Origin of the sequence: Citrobacter sp. Ca225 (genome assembly GCF_030337175.1) — a bacterium.
Classification (GTDB): Bacteria; Pseudomonadota; Gammaproteobacteria; order Enterobacterales; family Enterobacteriaceae; genus Citrobacter_A; species Citrobacter_A amalonaticus.
Genome location: NZ_JAOWCD010000099.1, coordinates 249,731 through 272,774 on the forward strand (window position 1 = coordinate 249,731; position 23,044 = coordinate 272,774).

At 56.0% G+C, this 23,044-nt stretch carries 21 protein-coding genes; 9 read left to right on the forward strand and 12 right to left on the reverse strand.

Going from position 1 to position 23,044, the window contains the following annotated elements; all coding sequences use genetic code 11:
- Window positions 1–20: 20 nt before the first annotated feature.
- The 10 genes from pcp to OGW13_RS19980 all read right to left on the reverse strand — a co-directional run bounded on the left by pcp (window position 21) and on the right by OGW13_RS19980 (window position 8,414).
- Window positions 21–665 carry a pyroglutamyl-peptidase I gene (gene pcp, locus OGW13_RS19935; RefSeq protein ID WP_043001375.1) on the reverse strand — a complete coding sequence of 215 codons (645 nt, stop codon included), beginning with the start codon at window positions 663–665 and terminating at the stop codon, window positions 21–23.
- A gap of 9 nt (window positions 666–674) precedes the next feature.
- Entirely contained in the window at window positions 675–1,670 is a 996-nt protein-coding gene (locus OGW13_RS19940; RefSeq protein WP_044256564.1) for a DUF979 domain-containing protein, read from the reverse strand.
- Window positions 1,667–2,395 carry a DUF969 domain-containing protein gene (locus OGW13_RS19945; protein ID WP_043001377.1) on the reverse strand — a complete coding sequence of 243 codons (729 nt, stop codon included), beginning with the start codon at window positions 2,393–2,395 and terminating at the stop codon, window positions 1,667–1,669. Before OGW13_RS19945 ends, OGW13_RS19940 begins: the two co-directional genes overlap by 4 nt.
- Before the next feature lie 77 nt (window positions 2,396–2,472).
- Window positions 2,473–3,207: a 5-oxoprolinase subunit PxpA gene (gene pxpA / locus OGW13_RS19950; protein ID WP_287116429.1), complete on the reverse strand. Its 735-nt coding sequence runs from the start codon at window positions 3,205–3,207 to the stop codon at window positions 2,473–2,475.
- Window positions 3,197–4,129 (reverse strand): 5-oxoprolinase subunit PxpC, encoded by a 933-nt coding sequence (pxpC, locus tag OGW13_RS19955; protein WP_287116408.1) that lies wholly within the window; start codon window positions 4,127–4,129, stop codon window positions 3,197–3,199. Before pxpC ends, pxpA begins: the two co-directional genes overlap by 11 nt.
- Window positions 4,123–4,779, reverse strand: coding sequence for a 5-oxoprolinase subunit PxpB (gene pxpB / locus OGW13_RS19960; RefSeq protein WP_043001379.1), 657 nt, complete (start codon window positions 4,777–4,779; stop codon window positions 4,123–4,125). The genes pxpC and pxpB overlap by 7 nt, the downstream gene beginning before the upstream one ends.
- A 21-nt stretch (window positions 4,780–4,800) precedes the next feature.
- Entirely contained in the window at window positions 4,801–5,544 is a 744-nt protein-coding gene (gene ybgI / locus OGW13_RS19965; RefSeq protein WP_043001380.1) for a radiation resistance protein YbgI, read from the reverse strand.
- A 175-nt stretch (window positions 5,545–5,719) separates the two neighbouring features.
- Window positions 5,720–7,138 (reverse strand): deoxyribodipyrimidine photo-lyase, encoded by a 1,419-nt coding sequence (phrB, locus tag OGW13_RS19970; protein WP_054176147.1) that lies wholly within the window; start codon window positions 7,136–7,138, stop codon window positions 5,720–5,722.
- A gap of 21 nt (window positions 7,139–7,159) precedes the next feature.
- A complete protein-coding gene (locus tag OGW13_RS19975) occupies window positions 7,160–8,113 on the reverse strand; it encodes a YbgA family protein (RefSeq protein WP_156595401.1) in 954 nt (317 codons plus the stop codon).
- Window positions 8,114–8,207: 94 nt separating this feature from the next.
- On the reverse strand, window positions 8,208–8,414 hold the full coding sequence (locus OGW13_RS19980) for a YbfA family protein (RefSeq protein ID WP_043001383.1): 207 nt from the start codon (window positions 8,412–8,414) through the stop codon (window positions 8,208–8,210).
- A 308-nt stretch (window positions 8,415–8,722) separates the two neighbouring features.
- Between OGW13_RS19980 and kdpF the strand changes: the two genes are divergently transcribed.
- The 9 genes from kdpF to potE all read left to right on the forward strand — a co-directional run bounded on the left by kdpF (window position 8,723) and on the right by potE (window position 20,649).
- Entirely contained in the window at window positions 8,723–8,812 is a 90-nt protein-coding gene (gene kdpF, locus OGW13_RS19985) for a K(+)-transporting ATPase subunit F (RefSeq protein ID WP_042285393.1), read from the forward strand.
- Window positions 8,812–10,491, forward strand: coding sequence for a potassium-transporting ATPase subunit KdpA (kdpA, locus tag OGW13_RS19990; protein ID WP_287116409.1), 1,680 nt, complete (start codon window positions 8,812–8,814; stop codon window positions 10,489–10,491). Before kdpF ends, kdpA begins: the two co-directional genes overlap by 1 nt.
- 19 nt (window positions 10,492–10,510) lie before the next feature.
- Window positions 10,511–12,559 carry a potassium-transporting ATPase subunit KdpB gene (gene kdpB, locus OGW13_RS19995; protein WP_044327929.1) on the forward strand — a complete coding sequence of 683 codons (2,049 nt, stop codon included), beginning with the start codon at window positions 10,511–10,513 and terminating at the stop codon, window positions 12,557–12,559.
- 8 nt (window positions 12,560–12,567) lie between these two features.
- A complete protein-coding gene (gene kdpC / locus OGW13_RS20000) occupies window positions 12,568–13,143 on the forward strand; it encodes a potassium-transporting ATPase subunit KdpC (protein ID WP_043001386.1) in 576 nt (191 codons plus the stop codon).
- Window positions 13,133–15,820 carry a two-component system sensor histidine kinase KdpD gene (gene kdpD, locus OGW13_RS20005; protein WP_061070376.1) on the forward strand — a complete coding sequence of 896 codons (2,688 nt, stop codon included), beginning with the start codon at window positions 13,133–13,135 and terminating at the stop codon, window positions 15,818–15,820. Before kdpC ends, kdpD begins: the two co-directional genes overlap by 11 nt.
- Entirely contained in the window at window positions 15,817–16,494 is a 678-nt protein-coding gene (gene kdpE, locus OGW13_RS20010; RefSeq protein ID WP_043001388.1) for a two-component system response regulator KdpE, read from the forward strand. The genes kdpD and kdpE overlap by 4 nt, the downstream gene beginning before the upstream one ends.
- 278 nt (window positions 16,495–16,772) lie before the next feature.
- Window positions 16,773–16,877, forward strand: a complete 105-nt coding sequence (gene speFL / locus OGW13_RS20015) for a leader peptide SpeFL (protein WP_114149115.1) — start codon at window positions 16,773–16,775, stop codon at window positions 16,875–16,877.
- A 257-nt stretch (window positions 16,878–17,134) separates the two neighbouring features.
- Window positions 17,135–19,333 carry an ornithine decarboxylase SpeF gene (gene speF, locus OGW13_RS20020; protein WP_046401512.1) on the forward strand — a complete coding sequence of 733 codons (2,199 nt, stop codon included), beginning with the start codon at window positions 17,135–17,137 and terminating at the stop codon, window positions 19,331–19,333.
- Window positions 19,330–20,649: a putrescine-ornithine antiporter gene (gene potE / locus OGW13_RS20025; protein WP_044256569.1), complete on the forward strand. Its 1,320-nt coding sequence runs from the start codon at window positions 19,330–19,332 to the stop codon at window positions 20,647–20,649. Before speF ends, potE begins: the two co-directional genes overlap by 4 nt.
- Window positions 20,650–20,705: 56 nt before the next feature.
- On the opposite strand, the gene pgm is transcribed toward potE, so the two are convergent.
- Window positions 20,706–22,346 (reverse strand): phosphoglucomutase (alpha-D-glucose-1,6-bisphosphate-dependent), encoded by a 1,641-nt coding sequence (gene pgm, locus OGW13_RS20030; RefSeq protein ID WP_044266360.1) that lies wholly within the window; start codon window positions 22,344–22,346, stop codon window positions 20,706–20,708.
- A gap of 23 nt (window positions 22,347–22,369) precedes the next feature.
- Window positions 22,370–22,915 (reverse strand): replication initiation negative regulator SeqA, encoded by a 546-nt coding sequence (gene seqA / locus OGW13_RS20035; protein WP_043001391.1) that lies wholly within the window; start codon window positions 22,913–22,915, stop codon window positions 22,370–22,372.
- Window positions 22,916–23,044: the final 129 nt, after the last annotated feature.

The window sequence follows — 23,044 nt, forward strand, 5'->3', positions numbered from 1 at the left end:
TCTGTCCTTATCTGAGAAGATTAGTGCGTGGCGCCACCTGTCACGGCGATGTCATCGTCAACCTGCAATGCGGTAGCGATCGCCACCTCCAGCGCCAGACGCACCGTTTCCGCCGCCATACTGGGCGCCCCCGGATGCGCCGCCGCCTGCTGCGGCAGATAAGGGATATGGATGAATCCCCCCTTCACCTCCGCGATGCCACTCAGTTTGTGGAGCAATCCGTACATCACATGGTTGCAAACAAATGTCCCCGCCGTCTGTGAGACCGACGCTGGCACACCGGCTTCACGCATCGCCGCCACCATGGCTTTGACTGGCAGCGTGCTAAACCAGGCCGCTGGTCCACCAGCAACAATCGGCTCATCCACCGGCTGTTGGCCTTTATTATCCGGAATACGGGCGTCGTCGACGTTGATCGCCACGCGCTCAACGGTAATATCGGTCCGTCCGCCCGCCTGTCCGATGGCCAGCACCAGCGATGGAGAGAGCGTATCAATGGCGGAATTCAGCACACTGAGCGACTCGCCAAACACACACGGCAACTGACGCGCCACCACGCGGCACCCGGCGATGATAGCATTGTCGAGCTGCGAGACCACTTCCCAGGAAGGGTTAATCTGCTCGCCGCCGAAGGGCTCAAATCCGGTGATTAATACCGTTTTCATCCGTCCTCCTTACAGGAACATCAGGAAATACATCAGGAACACGTTGACTAGCAGCAGCAGTATGCCGGTTGGCACCTGCGCTTTAATGACCGCGTTTTTATCTGGCAGTTCCAGCAGCGCGGCGGGCACGATGTTGAAGTTTGCCGCCATCGGCGTCATCAGCGTACCGCAATAGCCGGAGAACATCCCGATAGCCGCCATCACCGCCGGGTTGCCACCGTGCTGAAGCACCAGAATCGGAATGCCAATTCCCGCCGTGACAATCGGGAAGGCGGCAAACGCATTGCCCATCACCATCGTCAACAGCGCCATCCCAATGGTATACACCGCCACCGCGATAAAGCGGCTGTCGACGGCCAGATACTCTTGAGTAAGATACGAAATGCCACTGCCAACGCCTGCCGCCGTAAACAGCAGTCCTAACGTTGCGAGGATCTGCGGTAAAATAAATGCCCAACCGATGGAATCCAGCAGGCGGCGCGCCTCCTGAATGGGCTGATGCACCTTCTCATGGGTCATTTTGATAGCCATACCGAGACCAATCAGTGAGCCTGCGGTCATCGAGAACAGCGTCACCAGCGTGGCATGATTACCCGGTCCAAACAGAGCGTCCTGCAACCCCGGAATGTGATTGAACATCAGTACACCAATCACGGTGACGACCGGAATGGCCAGCGCCGGGTAAAACAGGCGGTTACCCAGACGCGTCGCGCTCTCTTCCCGCTGCTCGCGGGTGCGCTGATGATAACTGCCCAGCTTGACGCCGCCAAAACCGGCGATCAACGCCATGATCACCACCGCGACGCCGACGGCAATGTTGACTGTACGTTTGTCGCCCACCAGTTGATACGTCCAGTCGCCCAGCAGGAACAACAGCCCATAGACGCCCCAGAATAACCCGGTCGTTAACCGACGCGGATTAGCTTTATCCTGCCAGGACATAATGGCGACAATCAGCAGCACGATCCCCGCCAGCCAGTAGAGGTAGCTTTGTTGAAAATTCATTGCGCCTCTCCTTTGCGGGTGTCAACAGAACCGGCTTTCGCCATTTCGCGTTGCAGATAGTTATCTAGCCGCCACAGGCGCGTACCGTGGATCACGAAGGCGCACAGGGCCGTTGGGATCCCCCATAAGGCAATGTGCAGCGGTTCGGTCTGAATACCGCCGGACTCCAGCATAAAGTTGTGCATGAAGATAATCGCGCCGAACGCGACGAAGATATCCTCACCAAAAAAAAGTCCCACGTTATCCGTCGCCGCCGACATCGCTCGCAACCGGTAGCGCACCGCGCCGGGCAATGCCCCGTACGTTTTCTCCGCCGCCCCTTCCGCCATAGGCGCTAACAACGGACGCACCATTTGCGGGTGACCGCCCAGGCTGGTCAGCCCTAGCGCAGCGGTGGCTTCACGAATAAACAGATAGACGATCAGCAAGCGACCTGATGTAGCGCTTTTAATCCTGGCAATCCACGCCTGGGCGCGCTCTTTCAGCCCGTGACGCTCGAGCAGGCCGATAACCGCCAGCGGGATCAGCAGGATAAACGGCAGGTTGCGGGTGTTGAGAAAACCTTCACCCAGCTTTTCGAGGATCGTGGCGATCGGCATTTGCGCCGCCAGTCCTGTGACGATCCCGGCGACAATAACCACCAGCACCGGGTTAAAACGTAAAAGAAATCCAACCACAATGACGGCGATGCCCATCAGTGGCCAGAGCGTTATTGCATCTCCCATAATCCATTCCTGTATGTTGTGTTTTGTTGTGGTGTTTTTATATGCGCAACCCCTCTATGGAGGCTGCGTCAGTGTGCTCAGGCAACAATGGTGATACCGCGGGCTTCAAACGCCGAGCGTAAACGTCGGGCGAAGGCCAGCGCGTGTTCGCCATCGCCATGAATACAAACCGTTTGCGCCACCACGCTTGTCCATTCACCGGTAATGCTTTTCACGCGTCCGGTTTCCACCATTCCCAGCGTTTGCGCCAGCGACTGGTCCTCGTCTTCAATCAGCGCGCCCGGCTGCGTGCGTGGCACCAGACTGCCGTCCGCCTGATAACCGCGATCGGCGAACACTTCCTGGCGCGTGACGAGACCGTAACGCTCACCCGCGCGGACAAGCTCACTTCCCGCCAGGCCGACCAGAATCAGTGCCGGATCGCAGGCGTACACCGCTTTGGCAATGGCATCCGCCAGTTGCGGATCTTTCGCCGCCTGGTTGTAGAGCATGCCATGCGGTTTCACGTGCCGCATGACGCCCCCCTCCGCCCGGGCCATGGCCGCCAGCGCGCCGATTTGATACAGCGTTTGCGCATAGACCGTTTCCACAGGCAGCGTCATCGCCGTGCGGCCAAAGTTTTCCCGATCCGGAAAACTCGGGTGTGCCCCAATGGTTACGCCATTTTTCAGCGCCTCGCGCACGCTTGTCAGCATGGTTTGTGCATCGCCGGCATGAAAGCCGCAGGCAATGTTGGCCGATGAGACCAGCGTCAACAGTTCTCCATCGCTGGCGCAGCCTTCGCCGAGATCCGCATTTAAATCAATGTTCATCATTGAGTCGCCATGTGAGTTGTTCCAGATAGCGCTGTTGGTCCTGCCGCGCTTTCAGCGCCTCCTCCAGCGAACACTGAACAAAGTGAATGGGTTGGCCGAGCGGGATCTGCGCCAGATGGTACATGTCTGCCTCGATTATGCAGGCAATGCGCGGATAGCCGCCGGTCGTCTGGGCATCGTTCATCAATACAATCGGCTGACCGTTGTGCGGAACCTGTATCACGCCAGGCAGCAGACCGTGCGACACCAGTTCCCGATCCGTCATTCGCATCAGCGGTTGTCCCTGCAGGCGGTAGCCCATCCGGTTACTCTGCGGACTGAGATGCCACGGCGATCGCCAGAACGACTCCTGCGAAACGGCGTCAAATTCGTGGTATTCCGGCCCCGGCAGCGCCCGAATGCGATTCCCCCATAGCAGTTGTTTTACCCCTCGCGCTTCCAGGAACGTCCGTCGGGGTGTGCCGGTTGCCAGCCGGTCGCCGTCTTTCAGCAGGCGTCCTTCCAACCCGCCGATGCCCACTTTGAGATCGGTACTGCATGACCCCATCACTTCCGGCACGTCGATACCGCCCGCGACGGCAAGATAGCTGCGCATACCGTGCTGCGGACGTTTTAGCACCAGACGCTGGCCCGCTTTCACCGGCAGACGCCAGCCCGTCCAGACGGGGTGATTATCCAGCCGCGCTTCGCATCCCGCACCGGTCAGGGCAAACCAGCTGTCGGTTTCAAATTCCACAACCAGTTGTCCGAGGGTAATTTCCAACACCGGAGCACTGGCCTCATTACCCACTAACAGGTTAGCGATTTGCATCGCCGGTTTATCCAGCGCACCACAATGGCTAACGCCTGACTGACGAAAACCGTGACGACCGCCATCCTGAACGGAGGTGTACAATCCCGCGCGAATAATATTCAGCATACCCCCTCCTTCTGCGGGATAAAGCGCACGCTATCGCCAGGGCGCAGGAGAACCGGTTCCTCTTTTTTCGGGTCGAACAAGGCCTGCGAGGTATGACCAATCAACTGCCAGCCACCAGGCGTTGGCAGCGGATAAATACCGGTTTGCGGTCCGCCGATACCCACCGATCCAGCCGGAACGATCAGCCGCGGCTCAGCGCGCCTGGGCGTGTGCAGTTGTTCCGGTAAGCTACCGAGATACGGGAATCCCGGCTGAAAACCTAAAAACCAGACCACATACTCGACCGACGCGTGCAGCTCCACTACCTGCTTTTCGCTCAGGCCGCTGTGGCGGGCAACGTCCGCCAGATCGGGACCTCCTGCGCCGCCGTAGGTTACCGGAATTTCGATATAGCGTGAGTCAGGCTCCAGCGCCTCACTCTCCTCCCACCAGCGTTGCAGGCGTTCGATCGCATCCAGCGCCAGCGTTTGCGGGTCACGCAGGATCACGGTGATATTGTTCATTCCCGGAATCGCCTCGACCACGTTTGGCGTCTCAACCAAACGCTGCGCCAGCCGCCAGATACGTTTCTGGCTCGCCAGCGTCACCGGCGGCTCAAGCTCCAGCACTACCGCCGTTTCACCTAACAGATAACAACGCGCTCGTTGCACTTGCGTTCCTCTTGTTTTTATTTATGCCGGGTTTGGAATATCAATAAACGTCACATCCAAATCGGTGTTCTCCGTCAACCATTCGCTGAGCGCACGGATCCCGCCGCGTTCGGTGGCGTGATGCCCGGCGGCGTAAAAATGCAGTCCCTGTTCACGGGCTGAGTGGATGGTTTGTTCGGAAACTTCACCGGTGATAAAAGCGTCAACGCCAGCCTGCGCGGCGCTGTCGATGAAGCTTTGCCCGCCGCCAGTGCACCAGGCGACACGTTTGATAGTATCCGGCCCGGTATCACCGCACCATAACGGCCTGCGTCCAAGACGTGCTTCAATCCACGACGCCAGTTCCAGCCCAGGGACCGGCATCGTCAGTTCGCCCCAGGGAACCAACGGCTCGATTTCACCCATCACGGTGATCCCCAACAGGGCCGCCAACTGTGCGTTGTTGCCCAGTTCGGGATGTGCATCCAGAGGGAGATGCCAGCCGTAGAGGTTAATGTCATTCGCCAGCAGCGTTTTCAGGCGATTGCGCTTCATCCCGCGAATCACCGGAGATTCGCCTTTCCAGAAATAGCCATGATGAACGATGACCGCATCAGCCTGCAGACGCACCGCTTCATCCAGTAACGCCTGACTGGCGGTCACACCGGTGACGATTTTTTGCACCGTTTCTTTGCCTTCAACCTGCAAACCGTTTGGCGCGTAGTCGCTGATGGCGGCGCTGTTCAGTTTCTCGTTGATCAGTTGTTCCAGTTCGGTGTTTTTCATCATCGATCCCTTGTTAATTTATGCACTCCGTTAACATAGCGTCCCTGTGGCGGTTCGTCGATAGACAATTATTAGCCATATTAAGAAACCATCACCCCGTTCTTAGCCATAAAAAAAGGGGCGTATTAACGCACCTCATTATGAATAGTTATGGCGTCAGGCCGCATAGCCACCGTTAGTTCTTTCGCGCGGCCTCATACGCGGCAAGCGTCTGCTGGCGCGCCAGTTTGTGATCGACAATCGGCTGCGGGTAGTCGAGCGTGATGCTTTCTTTCATCGCCCATTTCCACGGCTCGTGAATCGCCTTGCCCGGTACATGGCTAAGTTCCGGGATCCACCGGCGGATAAACTCCCCCTCTCTGTCGAACTTTTCGCCCTGCGTCGTGGGGTTAAAAATGCGGAAATACGGCGCGGCGTCGGTTCCGGTAGAGGCCGCCCACTGCCAGCCGCCGTTATTCGCAGCGAGATCGCCATCAATCAGTTGCGACATGAAATAGCGTTCACCTTTACGCCAGTCAATCAGCAGATCTTTGACCAGGAAGCTGGCCGCAATCATCCGCAGACGGTTGTGCATCCAGCCGGTGGCGTTCAGTTGCCGCATCGCCGCATCAACAATCGGATAACCCGTTCTCCCCTCCTGCCAGGCCTGTAAATCTTCCGCACGATCCCGCCAGCGCACGCGATCGGTCCAGAGAATAAAGGGGCGGTGTTTGCACAGATTGGGATGGTACGTCATTAGATGGCGATAAAACTCACGCCAGATAAGTTCGTTCAGCCAGACACTGCCCGCGCCGCCGTCCAGCGCCTGCGGCTGTTCCGCCAGCAGGCGATGCAGACACTGGCGCGGCGATAAGCCACCGGTAGCAAGACTGGCGGATAAACGACTGGTGCCCTCAATGGCCGGGAAGTCGCGACATTCGTCGTACTCTCCTGCCCCCTGCTGGCAAAACTGGCGTAACCGGGCAATTGCGGCTTTTTCTTCGGCGGGAAAAAGGGCGGGGTCGAATTCCTGTTGCGGATAGTGAAGGTTAATTGGCACCAGTGCGGAAGAAACACTACCGTTCTCCCGGCGGGCCGGTGCGGATACGCACTCCGGCATCCCCTCCTTCAGCCGTTTTAACCAGGCGTTTTTAAACGGCGTGAAGACTTTATACATCTCATGATTTCCCGTCGTCACCGCACCTGGCGGCAGGATCACGCTGTCATCAAACCCTTCGCAAACCACATGCGGCAGCGCCTTTTCTACCGCCGCATCGCGTTCACGCTCGTTCACTTCATACTGATAGTTATAAAACAGGTGGCTGACGTCATGCTGTTCGCACACCGCTTTCACCGTTTCAATACTGCCTGCGAAGTCGTCGACTTCCTCAAACAGCAGCGGAATGCCCTTTTCCGCCAGCGCCTGTTGTAAAGCGTTTAGCTGAGCCTGGATAAAGGCGGCCTGACGCGGTGACATGACGTGATTCTTCCACTGCTCAGGCGTGGAGATAAATAACGCCACAACGCGCGCGGCACGGTGGCGGCAGGCGGCGGCGAGGGCAAGATTGTCATGCAGACGGAGATCGCGACGAAACCAGACCAGATGGGTGGACATAACACTCCCGAATGAAAAAAATCAACTCCCGTAGCGCAGCCGCAGGGCTTCCGGCCAGGGATCAAAATAGCGTTGCCCGGAGAGATACGCATCCGGATATTCTGCCATATAGTGTTTGAGCAGCGTCACAGGCGCAAGCAGTGGCTGCGTAGCGCGTCGGTAACCGTCAATAAGGGAAGCCAACTCCTGCCGCTGACGGGCATTGAGCTGTTTGCGAAAATAGCCCTGAACGTGCATCAGGACATTGGTATGGTTACGCCGGGTGGCAGGATGGGACATCAGTTTCATCAGGCGCAGACGATATTCAATGAAAAAGTCATCAAGGCTTTCCCACTCGTAAAGCGCAGCGACAAAGCGCCCCAGCTCGCGGTATTCCGGCTGTGAATGGGCCAGCAGCAACAGTTTATAGCGGCTGTGATAGTCAATCAGCGCGCCACGCGTGAGTCCTTGTTGCCGCAATCCATGCAATTCATGCAGGGCATAAATCCGCGCGACAAAATTTTCCCGTAATTGTGGATCGTGCAATCGCCCGTCCTCTTCAACAGGGAGCCACGGGTAAGACGCCATCAGGACTGAGGTAAAGATACCGCGACCGGCTTTGCGATTGTTTTTCCCATCGGCGTCATAAACACGAACGCGTTCCATGCCGCAACTTGGGGATTTCGCACAGACAATATAGCCACAAAGGTGTTCGAAACGACTGACACGTTCTTCACTGAACGCGGTCATCGTCTGGGTTAAATCGCCCTCGCGCCGGTCACTGAAACGCAGTGCAATTGCCTCTTCCATTTTGACTAAGCGCAATGCAGGACGCGGCACCGGCAGGCCGATCGCCATTTCCGGACAGACGGGTTCAAAGTGCACCCACGGTGAAAGTTCTTCGACTGCAAAGGGCAGGCGTTTGTGTCCACCATCAAAGCGAACCGCCTCCCCTAACAAACAAGCGCTAATGCCAACAGGGATTTTCTCGCTCATGATGTCTCCTTTTCCATTTCTGAAATAAGTGTAGACACAGAGACATAAAAAAACCGCCACATTGCTGTTGGCGGTTTTTCTGAACGCGATGCGCTTAGTAGAAATCGCAGGTGGCTTTTTCAGCCTGATCCATCCACACCGGTTTATCGCTGGTTTTTGACCACACGCGGTGTAAATAGCTATAAAAACGGGCGCGGTCTTTCCAGAACAGCATGACCGGTAGTGCCAGCACCCCAGCCACGACGGCGAAAGTACGGCGTAACAATACAACATGTGCTGGATATTCTTTGTACAACTCCATGATTCTCTCCCCTTTATCTGGCCGGTAATCATCACCGGTAAAGTCAAATTGGTTATCTGCTGAAAATAGTACCGCTTTGCGTGTAATTTTACTACTCATCCGACCACTTATTTTTAGCTATTTACGCTTTATTTATCTTTATCGCGTAATTAAGTTACAAAAAAGTTAAATTAATACTAATCATTAGTTAAATAATGGTCTTTGCCATTTTTATACTTTTTTTACACCCCCGACGTCGATTTTTGCGAAATCTTTGCAGGCAGATATTTACGCTTTGTTTATCACATTTATGCCACGGGAGGTGCACTGTGAGTGCAGGCGTGATAATCGGCATCGTGCTGATTTTCTTATTATTAGGTTACCTGGTATATGCATTGATCAATGCGGAGGCGTTCTGATGGCTGCGCAAGGATTTTTACTCATCGCCAGTTTTCTGCTGATTCTGTTCGTGCTCGCCAGGCCGTTAGGCGCGGGCCTGGCACGGCTGATCGGCAACCATTCGCTGCCTGGTACCGCGAGGGTTGAACGCCTGATCTGGCGCGGTCTGGGCATTTCGACACACGAGATGAACTGGAAGCAGTACCTGCTGGCGATCCTCGCGTTGAATGTGCTGGGGTTGACGCTACTGTTCCTGCTGTTGTTGTGGCAACACCTTCTGCCGCTGAATCCACAGCAGTTGCCCGGTCTGCCCTGGCATCTGGCGCTTAATACGGCGGTGAGTTTTGTTACCAATACCAACTGGCAGGCTTACAGCGGGGAAACCACCTTAAGCTATTTCAGCCAGATGGCCGGGCTGACGGTACAAAACTTCCTGTCCGCCGCGACCGGCATTGCGGTGGTGTTCGCGCTGATCCGCGCCTTTACCCGCCAGAGCATGAATACGCTGGGCAATGCGTGGGTCGACCTGGTGCGTATTACCTTGTGGATTTTATGCCCCATCGCGCTGGTGATTGCGCTGTTCTTTATTCAGCAAGGCAGCCTGCAAAACCTGCTGCCCTATCAGACTTTCACTACTCTGGAAGGTGTGCAGCAACTGCTGCCGATGGGGCCGGTGGCCTCGCAGGAAGCCATCAAGATGCTGGGGACCAACGGCGGCGGCTTCTTTAACGCCAACTCGGCACACCCGTTCGAAAACCCCACCGCGCTGACCAACATGGTGCAAATGCTGGCCATCTTTTTAATTCCAGCCGCGCTCTGTTTCGCGTTTGGCGACGCGGCAGGCGATCGTCGCCAGGGGCGGATGTTGCTGTGGACCATGTCGCTCATCTTCATCGTCTGCGTCGCCGTGGTGATGTGGGCGGAGGTCCAGGGCAACCCCCATCTGCTGCAATTTGGCGCGGATTCCACTCTTAATATGGAAGGCAAAGAGAGCCGCTTTGGCGTGCTGGTGAGCAGTCTGTTTGCGGTGGTGACGACGGCAGCCTCATGCGGCGCGGTGATCGCCATGCACGACTCGTTTACCGCGCTGGGCGGCATGGTGCCGATGTGGCTGATGCAGATTGGTGAAGTTGTGTTCGGCGGCGTTGGTTCGGGCCTTTACGGCATGCTGTTGTTCGTGCTGCTGGCAGTGTTTATCGCCGGACTGATGATTGGCCGCACGCCAGAATACCTGGGCAAAAAGATCGACGTTCGCGAGATGAAAATGACCGCACTGGCGATTCTGGTCACCCCTGCGCTGGTTTTACTCGGCACCGCGCTTGCCATGATGACCGATGCGGGACGCAGCGCCATGCTCAACCCTGGCCCACACGGCTTTAGCGAAGTCCTGTACGCCGTCTCTTCCGCCGCCAACAACAACGGCAGCGCCTTTGCTGGTCTGAGCGCAAACACCCCGTTCTGGAACTGCCTGCTGGCGTTTTGCATGTTCGTCGGTCGCTTCGGGGTCATCATCCCGGTGATGGCGATTGCCGGATCGCTGGTGGCGAAAAAGAGCCAACCGGCCAGTCCCGGCACCCTGGCGACCCACGGCGCGCTGTTTGTCGGTTTACTGATCGGCACAGTGCTGTTAGTCGGCGCCCTGACCTTTATTCCTGCACTGGCGCTTGGCCCAGTCGCTGAACACCTTTCCTTACGCTAAGCGATGCGGAGCAAATGTTATGAGTCGCAAACAACTGGCGCTGTTCGAACCGTCTCTGGTCGCTCAGGCGCTGATGGACGCAGTGAAAAAATTAAGCCCACATACCCAGTGGCGCAACCCGGTGATGTTCATTGTCTGGATGGGTAGCCTGCTGACCACCGTGATTACCGTTGCGATGGCGACAGGACAGATGGCCGGCAGCGCGCTGTTTACCGGGGCGATCAGTCTGTGGCTGTGGGTCACTGTACTGTTTGCCAACTTTGCGGAAGCGCTCGCCGAAGGGCGCAGTAAAGCACAGGCCAACAGCCTCAAAGGAGTGAAAAAGACGGCCTTTGCCCGCAAACTGCGCGAGCCGAAGTACGGCGCGAAAATGGATCACGTTCCGGCCGATGAGCTACGCAAAGGCGACATCGTGCTGGTGGAAGCAGGTGATATCATTCCCTGTGACGGCGAAGTCATTGAAGGCGGCGCCTCCGTGGATGAAAGTGCGATTACCGGAGAGTCTGCGCCGGTCATCCGCGAATCCGGCGGCGATTTCGCCTCGGTGACTGGCGGGACGCGCATTCTCTCCGACTGGCTGGTGATCGAGTGTAGCGTGAACCCTGGCGAAACTTTCCTTGACCGGATGATCGCCATGGTCGAAGGCGCCCAGCGCCGTAAAACGCCCAACGAGATCGCCCTGACCATTCTGCTGGTAGCCCTGACGATTGTCTTTTTGCTGGCAACCGCCACGCTGTGGCCATTTTCTGCCTGGGGCGGTCACGCGGTCAGCGTCACGGTGCTGGTCGCCCTGTTGGTTTGTCTGATCCCAACGACAATCGGCGGGTTACTCTCCGCGATTGGCGTCGCCGGAATGAGCCGTATGCTCGGTGCGAACGTCATCGCCACCAGTGGCCGCGCGGTGGAAGCCGCAGGCGACGTGGACGTATTGCTGCTGGACAAAACCGGCACCATTACTCTCGGTAACCGTCAGGCCTCGGACTTCCTGCCTGCGCAGGGTGTCGACGAAAAAACGCTGGCCGACGCCGCACAGCTTTCGTCGTTAGCCGATGAGACGCCGGAAGGTCGCAGCATTGTGATCCTCGCCAAGCAGCGCTTTAATCTGCGCGAACGTGACGTGCAGTCGCTGCATGCCACCTTCGTCCCCTTTACCGCCCAGAGTCGTATGAGCGGTATTAACATCGACAACCGGATGATTCGTAAAGGTTCCGTCGACGCCATCCGTCGCCACATTGAGGCCAGCGGCGGCCAGTTCCCGGCGGATGTCGAGCAGAAAGTGGACAGCGTCGCCCGTCTGGGCGCCACGCCGCTTGTGGTGGTGGAAGGTTCCCGGGTGCTAGGCGTGATCGCGCTGAAAGATATCGTCAAAGGCGGGATAAAAGAGCGTTTTGCCCAGTTGCGTAAAATGGGCATTAAAACGGTGATGATCACTGGCGATAATCGCCTGACCGCCGCCGCCATCGCCGCCGAGGCGGGTGTGGATGACTTTCTTGCCGAAGCGACACCGGAAGCCAAGCTGGCGCTCATCCGCCAGTATCAGGCGGAAGGCCGCTTAGTGGCGATGACCGGTGATGGTACCAACGACGCCCCGGCGCTGGCCCAAGCCGATGTCGCGGTAGCAATGAACTCCGGTACGCAGGCGGCAAAAGAAGCGGGCAACATGGTCGATCTCGACTCTAACCCCACCAAGCTTATCGAAGTGGTGCACATCGGCAAACAGATGCTGATGACGCGTGGTTCACTGACCACGTTCAGTATCGCCAACGACGTGGCGAAGTATTTTGCGATCATTCCGGCCGCGTTCGCCGCGACCTATCCGCAACTGAATGCGCTGAACATCATGCGTCTGCATTCGCCGGACTCGGCCATTCTGAGTGCGGTGATCTTTAACGCCTTGATTATTGTCTTTCTGATCCCGCTGGCGCTGAAAGGCGTGAGCTACAAACCGCTTTCCGCCTCCGCCATGCTGCGCCGTAACCTGTGGATTTACGGTCTGGGGGGGCTGGTGGTGCCGTTTATTGGCATCAAAGTAATTGATTTGCTGCTGACCCTGCTGGGTCTGGTGTGAGGTGTCTGATGAGTGCTTTACGTCCGTTGTTTTCAACACTGATTTTCCTGCTGCTGCTGACGGGCGGTGCGTATCCGCTGCTGACCACCGCGCTGGGGCAATGGTGGTTCCCGTATCAGGCCAACGGTTCACTGATTCGGGATGAGCATGGGGTGCGGGGTTCTGCGCTGATCGGGCAGAACTTTACCTCTGAAGGCTATTTCCAGGGACGGCCTTCGGCCACCGCTGAAATGCCCTATAATCCCATGGCATCCGGCGGCAGTAACCTCGCCGCCAGTAACCCGGAACTGGATAAACAACTGCAAAACCGGGTCGCCACCCTGCGCGCCGCCAACCCGCAGGCCAGTCGTAACGTACCGGTGGAACTGGTTACTGCCTCCGCGAGCGGTCTGGACAACAACCTGACACCCGCTGCGGTGGCATGGCAAATCCCCCGCGTGGCGCAGGCTCGTCATCTGACCATTGAACAGGTGACGCAACGGGTTGCAGAATACACGCAGAAACCACTGGTGAGCTTTATCGGTCAACCGGTCGTAAATATTGTCGAACTCAATTTAGCGCTGGACAGCATGAATGGCGAATAGTGAACCAGTACGCCCCGATCCCGATCGCCTGCTTGAGCAGGCGGTCGCCCCCCATCGGGGAAAACTAAAAATCTTCTTCGGCGCCTGTGCGGGCGTCGGGAAAACCTGGTCGATGCTGGCTGAAGCCCAGCGCCTGCGCGCACAGGGACTCGACATCCTGATTGGCGTGGTGGAGACCCATGGACGCAAAGAGACCGCCGCCCTGCTGGAGGGTCTCAGCATTCTGCCGTTGAAACGCCAGGCGCGCCACGGACGTCATATCAGTGAATTCGATCTCGATGCCGCGCTCGCACGCCGTCCGGCGCTGATCTTAATGGATGAACTGGCGCACAGTAATGCACCGGGTTCACGCCATCCCAAGCGCTGGCAGGACATTGAAGAACTGCTCGACGCCGGTATTGATGTCTTTACCACCGTCAACGTGCAGCATCTCGAAAGCCTGAACGATGTGGTCAGCGGCGTGACGGGGATTCAGGTGCGCGAAACCGTGCCGGATCCGTTTTTTGACGCTGCCGACGAGGTGGTGTTGGTCGATTTACCACCTGACGATCTGCGCCAGCGCCTGAAAGAGGGCAAAGTCTATATTGCGGGACAGGCCGAGCGTGCTATTGAACACTTTTTCCGTAAGGGTAATTTAATCGCGCTACGCGAACTGGCGCTGCGCCGCACCGCCGATCGGGTGGACGATCAGATGCGCGCCTGGCGCGGTCGTCCGGGTGAAGAGAAGGTCTGGCATACCCGCGACGCCATACTGCTCTGCATTGGTCACAACACCGGCAGTGAAAAACTGGTGCGTACTGCCGCACGACTGGCGTCGCGACTGGGCAGCATCTGGCACGCCGTCTACGTCGAAACCCCCGCGCTGCATCGCTTGCCGGAAAAGCAGCGGCGCAATATTCTGCACGCCCTGCGACTGGCGCAAGAGCTGGGCGCGGAGACCGCCACGCTATCCGATCCCAGCGAGGATAAAGCGGTGGTCCGCTACGCTCGCGAGCATAATCTGGGAAAAATAGTGCTGGGGCGGACGTCAACGCGACGCTGGTGGCACCGGGAGTCGTTTGCCGATCGGCTGGCGAAACGCGCCCCTGAGCTGGATTTGATGGTGGTCGCCCTCGATGAGCCACCGGTGCGGACGCTGTCGTCCCTGCCCGATACCCGCGCCTTTAAAGACAAGTGGCGGGTGCAAATTCAGGGCTGTCTGGTTGCCGTTGCACTCTGCGCTCTGACAACGTTTATCGCCAGCCAGTGGCTGGCCGCCTTTGATGCCGCAAACCTGGTGATGCTCTATCTGCTCGGTGTGGTGGTCATCGCCCTCTTCTATGGTCGCTGGCCATCGGCGTTTTCCACCTTTATTGGCGTGGTCAGCTTTGATCTGTTCTTCATTGCGCCGCGCGGCACGCTCGCCGTCTCGGACGTGCAGTATCTCCTCACCTTCGGCGTCATGCTGACGGTTGGACTGGTCGTGGGTAACCTGACGGCGGGCGTGCGCTATCAGGCTCGCGTTGCGCGCTACCGGGAACAGCGAACTCGTCATCTTTATGAGATGTCGAAAGCGTTGGCGATGGGGCGCAGTGCGCAAGACATCGCCAGTACCAGCGAACAATTTATTGCCTCCACCTTTCATGCCCGCAGCCAGATTTTATTGCCGAATGAAGAGGGCAAACTGGCCGCCCTCACCCACCAGCAGGGAATGACCCCCTGGGATGATGCTATTGCCCGCTGGAGCTTTGATAAAGGGTTACCGGCAGGCGCTGGCACCGATACCCTGCCAGGCGTGCCGTACCAGATCCTGCCGTTACGCAGCGCCGACAAAACCCACGGCCTGGTGGTTGTCGAACCCGGCAATCTGCGTCAGTTAATGATCCCCGAGCAGCAGCGACTGTTGGAAACCTTCACTTTGCTGGTGGCGAATGCGCTGGAACGTCTGACCTTAACGGCCAGCGAAGAGCAGGCGCGGCTGGCCAGCGAACGGGAAAGCCTGCGCAACGCCCTGCTCGCGGCACTTTCTCACGACCTGCGCACCCCGCTGACCGTGCTGTTTGGTCAGGCGGAAATCCTCACGCTCGACCTCGCCAGCGAAGGCTCGCCTCATGCCAGACAGGCCAGCGAAATTCGCCAGCATGTACTGAATACCACCCGTCTGGTGAATAACCTGTTGGATATGGCGCGGATTCAGTCTGGTGGTTTCAACCTCAAAAAAGAGTGGCTGACGCTGGAAGAAGTAGTGGGCAGCGCGCTGAAAATGCTGGAGCCAGGCCTGGTTCATCCGGTAAACCTTTCCCTGCCCGCGCCGCTGACCCTCATTCACGTCGATGGCCCCCTGTTCGAACGGGTACTGATTAATCTGCTGGAGAATGCCATTAAATATGCCGGACCACAGGCGCAGATCGGCATCGACGCGCACGTTGAAGACGAACATCTGCAACTCGACGTCTGGGATAATGGGCCTGGCATTCCACAAGGACAGGAGCAGCGCGTGTTCGATAAATTCTCCCGAGGGAATAAAGAGTCGGCGGTGCCGGGCGTCGGGCTGGGGCTGGCCATTTGTCGGGCGATAGTGGAAGTGCATGGCGGGTCAATTGCCGTCTATAATCGCCCTCAGGGCGGTGCCTGTTTCCGTGTTACACTGAGGCAAGACGCTCCACCAGAACTTGAAGATTTTCATGAGGATATGTGACAAACGTTCTGATTGTTGAAGATGAGCAGGCCATTCGCCGCTTTCTGCGTACCGCGCTGGAAGCCGATGGGTTGCGCGTGTACGACGCCGAGACGCTTCAGCGTGGTTTGCTGGAAGCGGCAACGCGCAAGCCCGATCTCATTATTCTCGATCTCGGCCTGCCGGATGGTGACGGCATCGATTTCATTCGCGACCTGCGACAGTGGAGCGCCGTCCCGGTGATCGTGCTCTCTGCACGTAGCGAAGAGAGCGATAAAATTGCCGCGCTCGACGCCGGTGCCGACGACTACCTGAGCAAACCGTTTGGCATTGGCGAGTTACAGGCACGTCTGCGCGTCGCCCTGCGCCGTCATTCTGCAACGCCCTCTCCTGAGCCGGTGGTACGCTTTTCCGATGTGGTCGTCGATCTCGCTGCGCATCTGATTCATCGCGGAGAAACAGAAATCCATTTAACACCGATTGAGTTTCGCCTGCTGGCCGTGTTGCTCAACAACGCCGGGAAAGTGCTGACCCAGCGCCAGTTGTTGAACCAGGTCTGGGGACCGAACGCCGTCGAGCACAGCCATTATTTGCGTATTTATATGGGTCACTTGCGACAGAAACTGGAGCGTGATCCCGCGCGCCCCCGCCACTTTATTACCGAAACCGGTATTGGCTATCGTTTTATGCCATGAATGGTTATTCATTATTTTTAAATAAATCTTAAAATTAATTTTTATTATTCTTACTTAGCCGAAATTATATTATTTCGGGTATTTAAGATTTTCCACAAAATTAAAAAATACAGAATTATAACAAATAATAAACAAAACGATATCTTATCGCCAGCCATGCATAAAAAACGACTAAATATTTTGCGAATGATCGTTTTTTATTGATCTCCTTCACGGATCAGGCCGTTTTCCTGGATAAAATACCTTCACCTTCTACTGATAAAGAAAAGGTAATCAAAATGGAAAACAATAGCCGTACTATGCCACATATCAGGCGGACAACACATATTATGATGTTTGCCCACCGTAATAGTTTTGACTTTCATTTCTTTAATGCCCGTTAGTCTTTCGACTATGGGCACTCCAGCATACAGGTCTTCCTGACTCGCTGTATCGCAGGCTCACGCCTGTATTCCTCAGTGCTCACTCTGCTTAAGCCTTGATTTGCCTGTGACCGGACAGGTAAGGTTTTTTGCATCCTGAAAAAAAGCAATTTACTGATTTATTTATCAGGGGACACACTTTGCTTTTATTCCGGCGTTATCAGTTTCTCATTCGGGAAATTGAGGACCTGCTATTATCTGAAAATAAAGAGATGAAAATGTCTGAATTAAAAATTGCCGTGAGTCGTTCTTGCCCTGACTGTTTTTCTACACAACGCACGATTGTGAATGTTGATGAAAGTAATTTTATTGATGTCGCTGCCGTCGTGTTGTCTGTCAATGATATTGAACGTGGGAAGCTCGATGAAATTGACGCGACCGGATACGGTATTCCGGTATTTATCGCAACCGAAGAGGAAGAGCGCGTTCCGGCAGAACATCTGCCGCGCATTTCGGGCGTATTCGAATGCAATGAAGCCCGTACCGCTTTCTACGGTCGTCAGTTAGAAACGGCAGCCAGTCATTACGAAACACAATTACGACCACCGTTCTTCCGCGCGCTGGTTGATTATGTAAACCAGGGAAACAGCGCCTTCGACTGCCCCGGACATCAGGGCGGCGAGTTTTTCCGCCGTCACCCGGCAGGTAACCAGTTCGTGGAATATTTCGGCGAAACGCTTTTCCGCTCCGACCTGTGCAATGCTGACGTGGCAATGGGCGATTTGCTGATCCATGAAGGCGCACCGTGCATCGCCCAGCAACATGCCGCGAAGGTTTTTAACGCCGATAAAACCTACTTTGTGTTAAACGGAACCTCTTCGTCTAACAAAGTGGTGCTGAACGCACTGCTGACTCCGGGCGATCTGGTACTCTTCGACCGTAACAACCATAAGTCAAACCACCACGGCGCGTTATTGCAGGCGGGCGCAACGCCGGTCTATCTGGAAACCGCACGTAACCCGTACGGCTTTATCGGCGGGATCGATGCCCACTGCTTTGAAGAAAGCTACCTGCGCGAACTGGTCAGCGAAGTGGCGCCGCAACGGGCTCGTGACGCACGTCCATTCCGTCTTGCCGTTATCCAGTTGGGCACCTACGACGGCACGATTTATAACGCCCGTCAGGTGGTGGATAAAATTGGTCACCTTTGCGATTACATTCTGTTCGATTCCGCCTGGGTGGGCTATGAGCAGTTTATCCCGATGATGGCGGATTGTTCTCCGCTGCTGCTGGAACTGAACGAAAACGATCCGGGTATTCTGGTAACGCAGTCCGTTCACAAACAGCAAGCGGGCTTCTCCCAGACCTCGCAAATTCACAAAAAAGACAGCCATATCAAAGGTCAGCCGCGCTATGTGCCGCATAAACGCATGAATAACGCGTTCATGATGCACGCCTCCACCAGCCCGTTCTATCCGCTGTTTGCCGCACTGGATATTAACGCCAAAATGCACGAAGGCGTCAGTGGCCGCAACATGTGGATGGACTGTGTCGCCAACGGTATCGACGCCCGTAAGCTGATCCTTGATAACTGCCATCATATCCGTCCCTTTGTTCCGGAACTGGTTGATGGCAAACCGTGGCAGTCTTATCCGACTGCGGAAATCGCCAACGATCTGCGCTTTTTCCACTTCGTCCCTGGCGAACACTGGCATGCGTTTGAAGGTTACGCCGAGCATCAATACTTTGTTGACCCCTGCAAACTGTTGTTGACCACTCCGGGTATCAACGCACGCAATGGCGAGTACGACACCTTCGGCGTCCCGGCGACTATTCTTGCCAACTTCCTGCGTGAAAACGGCGTGGTCCCGGAAAAATGCGACCTCAACTCGATCCTGTTCCTGCTGACCCCGGCGGAAGACATGGCGAAACTGCAACAACTCGTCGCCCTGCTGGTGCGCTTCGAGCGCCTGCTGGAATCTGACGCACCGCTGGCGGACGTTCTGCCGTCTATCTACAAACAGCACGAAGCGCGTTATGCCGGTTACACCCTGCGCCAGTTGTGTCAGGAGATGCACGACCTGTATGCGCGTCACAACGTAAAACAACTGCAAAAAGAGATGTTCCGCAAGTCCCATTTCCCGCGCGTCAGCATGAACCCACAAGATGCCAACTACGCCTATCTGCGTGGTGAGGTGGATCTGGTGCCGCTGCCTGAGGCCGAAGGCCGTATTGCCGCTGAAGGCGCGCTCCCTTACCCGCCGGGTGTGCTGTGCGTGGTTCCTGGGGAAGTCTGGGGCGGTGCGGTACTGCGTTACTTCAGCGCACTGGAAGAAGGGATCAACCTGCTGCCCGGTTTCGCGCCGGAACTTCAGGGTGTGTACATCAACGAGTGCGATGGTCGCAAACAGGTGTGGTGCTACGTGATTAAACCGCGTGAAGCACAAAGCGACCTGTTGAAAGGAGAAGCATTATGAGTAAAGCCAAATCCAATAAAATGGGCGTGATGCAGCTCACCATCCTGACCATGGTCAATATGATGGGCTCCGGGATCATCATGCTGCCGACCAAACTGGCTGAAGTCGGCACCATTTCGATTATCTCCTGGCTGGTGACAGCCGTCGGGTCCATGGCGCTGGCCTGGGCGTTCGCCAAGTGCGGAATGTTCAGCCGTAAAGCCGGCGGGATGGGGGGCTACGCAGAATATGCGTTTGGTAAATCCGGTAACTTTATGGCGAACTACACCTATGGAGTATCGCTGTTGATTGCCAACGTCGCCATTGCCATCTCCGCCGTGGGTTACGGTACCGAACTTTTTGGCGCCACCCTCTCCCCGGTACAAATCGGTCTCGCCACCATCGGCGTACTGTGGATCTGTACGGTCGCGAACTTTGGCGGTGCGCGCATTACCGGACAGATCAGTAGCATTACCGTCTGGGGGGTGATCATTCCGGTGGTCGGTCTGTGCATCATTGGCTGGTTCTGGTTCAGCCCAACGCTATATGCCAACTCGTGGAACCCGCATCATGTACCGTTCTTTACCGCCGTCGGTTCCTCTATCGCGATGACGCTGTGGGCGTTCCTTGGTCTGGAATCCGCCTGTGCGAACGCGGAAGTGGTGGAAAACCCGGAGAAGAACGTACCGATTGCCGTACTGGGCGGGACGCTGGGCGCGGCGGTGATCTACATCGTCTCTACCAACGTGATTGCCGGGATTGTACCTAACATGGATCTGGCTAACTCCACCGCACCGTTTGGTCTGGCGTTCGCGCAGATGTTCACACCGGAAGTGGGTAAAGTGATCATGGCGCTGATGATCATGTCCTGCTGTGGTTCATTGCTGGGCTGGCAGTTCACCATTGCGCAGGTCTTTAAATCCTCTGCCGATGAAGGCTATTTCCCGAAAATCTTTTCTCGCGTGACCAAAGTCGATGCGCCGGTTCAGGGGATGCTGACGATTGTTATCATCCAGAGTGGCTTATCGCTGATGACCATCAGCCCGTCGCTGAACAGCCAGTTTAACGTGCTGGTCAACCTGGCCGTGGTGACGAATATCATTCCGTATATTCTGTCGATGGCCGCACTGGTGATCATCCAGAGAGTGGCGAACGTTCCGCCGTCAAAGGCGAAGATGGCAAACTTTGTCGCCTTCATCGGTGCGATGTACAGCTTCTATGCGCTCTACTCGTCAGGTGAAGAAGCGATGTTGTATGGTTCCATCGTGACCTTCCTCGGCTGGACGCTGTACGGCCTGGTATCACCACGCTTTGAACTGAAGAATAAGCACGGTTAAGGCTAGCCAAACAAAAAAGGAGCCTTTCGGCTCCTTTTTTAATTCAGTGGTACAACTCAGGCGTTTTTCAGCACTTCGCTGACGATTTCGACCGCTTCTTTCTCGATCTGCTTGCGATGTTCTTCGCCAAGGAAGCTCTCGCAATAGATCTTGTACGCATCTTCCGTACCCGACGGGCGTGCCGCGAACCAACCATTGTCAGTCATGACTTTCAGACCGCCAATCGACGCACCGTTACCGGGCGCCGCCGTCAGACGTGCTGTGATCGGGTCTCCAGCCAGCGTACTGGCGCTGACCATCTCCGGAGACAGTTTCGACAGCGCCGCTTTCTGTGCCGATGTTGCGCCAGCTTGCAGACGGTTGTAGCTCGGCGCACCAAAACGGGCGGCAAGCTCGTTGTAGTGCTCCTGCGGGTTCTTCCCGGTGACGGCAGTAATTTCTGCTGCCAGCAGACACATGATGATCCCGTCTTTATCAGTAGACCACGGCGTACCGTCAAAACGCAGGAAGGATGCCCCCGCGCTCTCTTCGCCGCCAAAGCCGAAGCTGCCGTCAAACAGACCATCAACAAACCATTTAAAGCCAACCGGAACTTCAACCAGTTTACGCCCCAGATCGTTAACCACGCGGTCAATCATTGCCGACGACACCAGCGTCTTACCGACAGCCACGTCTTTGCCCCACTGCGGACGATGCTGGAACAGGTAGTTGATAGCCACCGCCAGGTAGTGGTTTGGATTCATCAACCCCGCCGGAGTGACAATACCGTGACGGTCATAATCCGGATCGTTGGCGAACGCCAGGTCAAACTTATCACGCAGCGCCAGCAAACCGGCCATGGCACATTCAGACGAGCAGTCCATACGGATTGCGCCATCTTTATCGAGATGCATAAAGCGGAAAGTCTGATCAACCTGATCGTTTACGATGGTCAGATTCAGTTTGTAATGCTCTGCGATACGCTTCCAGTATTCAATACCGGAGCCGCCCAGCGGATCCACACCCAGCGTCAGACCGGCTTTCTGAATCGCCGCCATATCGACGATATCTGCCAGCCCCTCAACGAACGGCTGTACCAGGTCCTGCTCTTTGACATGACCGGATGCCAGCGCTGCATCCAGAGAAATGCGCTTCACGCCTTTCAGATCGTCAGCCAGCAGCGCATTCGCCCGATCTTCCACCACTTTCGTGACGTTGGTATCTGCCGGGCCACCATTAGGCGGGTTGTATTTAATGCCACCATCTTCTGGCGGGTTGTGGGACGGGGTAATCACAATACCGTCAGCCAGCGGACCGCCTTTTTTGTTGTGAACCAGAATGGCATTTGACACAGCGGGTGTTGGGGTAAAACCGTTGTTCTCCTGAACAATCACATCAACACCGTTCGCGGCAAGCACTTCCAGAACGGAGATAAACGCCGGTTCAGACAGTGCATGGGTATCTTTCCCCACGTAGCATGGACCCGTAATACCATTTTTTGCACGTTCTTCCGCGATAGCCTGCGCAATCGCCAGAATGTGGGGTTCGTTGAAGCTATGACGGCCTGCACTGCCACGGTGTCCGGAGGTGCCGAACTTCACCGCGTGTTCCGCATTTCCTTTTGCGGGCTTCAGTACATAGTATTGTGACGTCAGTTGCGCGACGTTAATCAAATCACTCTGTTGCGCAGGTTTACCTGCACGGTCGTGGATTGCCATTGCCTGGTCCTTTTCTGCATGGATTAAATTGTTCCGCAAACCTTTTCAATCAATTCCGCCGGGAATTGCATTGACTGCATGATGTGCTCAATCATGCTGCATTTACGGCCGGTGTTGGTGTTGGTGATCACCCAATACGGCGTGCCGGGCACGTGTTTTGGTTTGGTTTGGTTACCGTTTTTCAGTAGCGTCTGTTCATCAGCCGCGAAGTAGACACGCGTACGGCCATGCAACGATTCGGTTGCCTCAGCAAACGCGTGCTGATCCAGTGTATAGAGTGTAGTCAGCACCAGCATAAAGCGGTTAACGGCCTTCTTCTGTTCCGCATATTCATCGGACAGAAGCAGTTCACGCATAGCGCGCACTTTATCTTTGACAAGATTGACGGGTTTCGCCTCAGCAACAACCGGTTGCGCAGCGCGAACCTCTTTTGTCACTGGCGTGACGGGCTGTGATGCGGCGGAAAACTTCAACATACGCCGTAAAATCTCGGATGCGCTCTCGCCGATATGCTTCGTGTGGCTGGCAATATAGCTGTAGAGTTCATCATCAACTTCAATCGTTTTCATCTTAATCCAGTGCGGTGTCTTATCTGATCTGAAATACAAATCGTTGGGAGTATAGGAGCAAATCCCAACAGCGAATAGCGTCAAACCCGGCTGAACAAAAAACTCGGAGAAAACCGAAGTGGTTGCAGC

Bases quoted from the DNA above. Each gene is read 5' to 3' on its own strand.
- pcp (WP_043001375.1), bottom strand. From the start codon at position 665: ATGAAAACGGTATTAATCACCGGATTTGAGCCCTTCGGCGGCGAGCAG.
- OGW13_RS19940 (WP_044256564.1), bottom strand. From the start codon at position 1,670: ATGAATTTTCAACAAAGCTACCTCTACTGGCTGGCGGGGATCGTGCTG.
- OGW13_RS19945 (WP_043001377.1), bottom strand. From the start codon at position 2,395: ATGGGAGATGCAATAACGCTCTGGCCACTGATGGGCATCGCCGTCATT.
- pxpA (WP_287116429.1), bottom strand. From the start codon at position 3,207: ATGAACATTGATTTAAATGCGGATCTCGGCGAAGGCTGCGCCAGCGAT.
- pxpC (WP_287116408.1), bottom strand. From the start codon at position 4,129: ATGCTGAATATTATTCGCGCGGGATTGTACACCTCCGTTCAGGATGGC.
- ybgI (WP_043001380.1), bottom strand. From the start codon at position 5,544: ATGAAAAACACCGAACTGGAACAACTGATCAACGAGAAACTGAACAGC.
- phrB (WP_054176147.1), bottom strand. From the start codon at position 7,138: ATGTCCACCCATCTGGTCTGGTTTCGTCGCGATCTCCGTCTGCATGAC.
- OGW13_RS19975 (WP_156595401.1), bottom strand. From the start codon at position 8,113: ATGAGCGAGAAAATCCCTGTTGGCATTAGCGCTTGTTTGTTAGGGGAG.
- OGW13_RS19980 (WP_043001383.1), bottom strand. From the start codon at position 8,414: ATGGAGTTGTACAAAGAATATCCAGCACATGTTGTATTGTTACGCCGT.
- kdpA (WP_287116409.1), top strand. From the start codon at position 8,812: ATGGCTGCGCAAGGATTTTTACTCATCGCCAGTTTTCTGCTGATTCTG.
- kdpB (WP_044327929.1), top strand. From the start codon at position 10,511: ATGAGTCGCAAACAACTGGCGCTGTTCGAACCGTCTCTGGTCGCTCAG.
- kdpC (WP_043001386.1), top strand. From the start codon at position 12,568: ATGAGTGCTTTACGTCCGTTGTTTTCAACACTGATTTTCCTGCTGCTG.
- kdpD (WP_061070376.1), top strand. From the start codon at position 13,133: ATGGCGAATAGTGAACCAGTACGCCCCGATCCCGATCGCCTGCTTGAG.
- speFL (WP_114149115.1), top strand. From the start codon at position 16,773: ATGGAAAACAATAGCCGTACTATGCCACATATCAGGCGGACAACACAT.
- speF (WP_046401512.1), top strand. From the start codon at position 17,135: ATGTCTGAATTAAAAATTGCCGTGAGTCGTTCTTGCCCTGACTGTTTT.
- potE (WP_044256569.1), top strand. From the start codon at position 19,330: ATGAGTAAAGCCAAATCCAATAAAATGGGCGTGATGCAGCTCACCATC.
- pgm (WP_044266360.1), bottom strand. From the start codon at position 22,346: ATGGCAATCCACGACCGTGCAGGTAAACCTGCGCAACAGAGTGATTTG.
- seqA (WP_043001391.1), bottom strand. From the start codon at position 22,915: ATGAAAACGATTGAAGTTGATGATGAACTCTACAGCTATATTGCCAGC.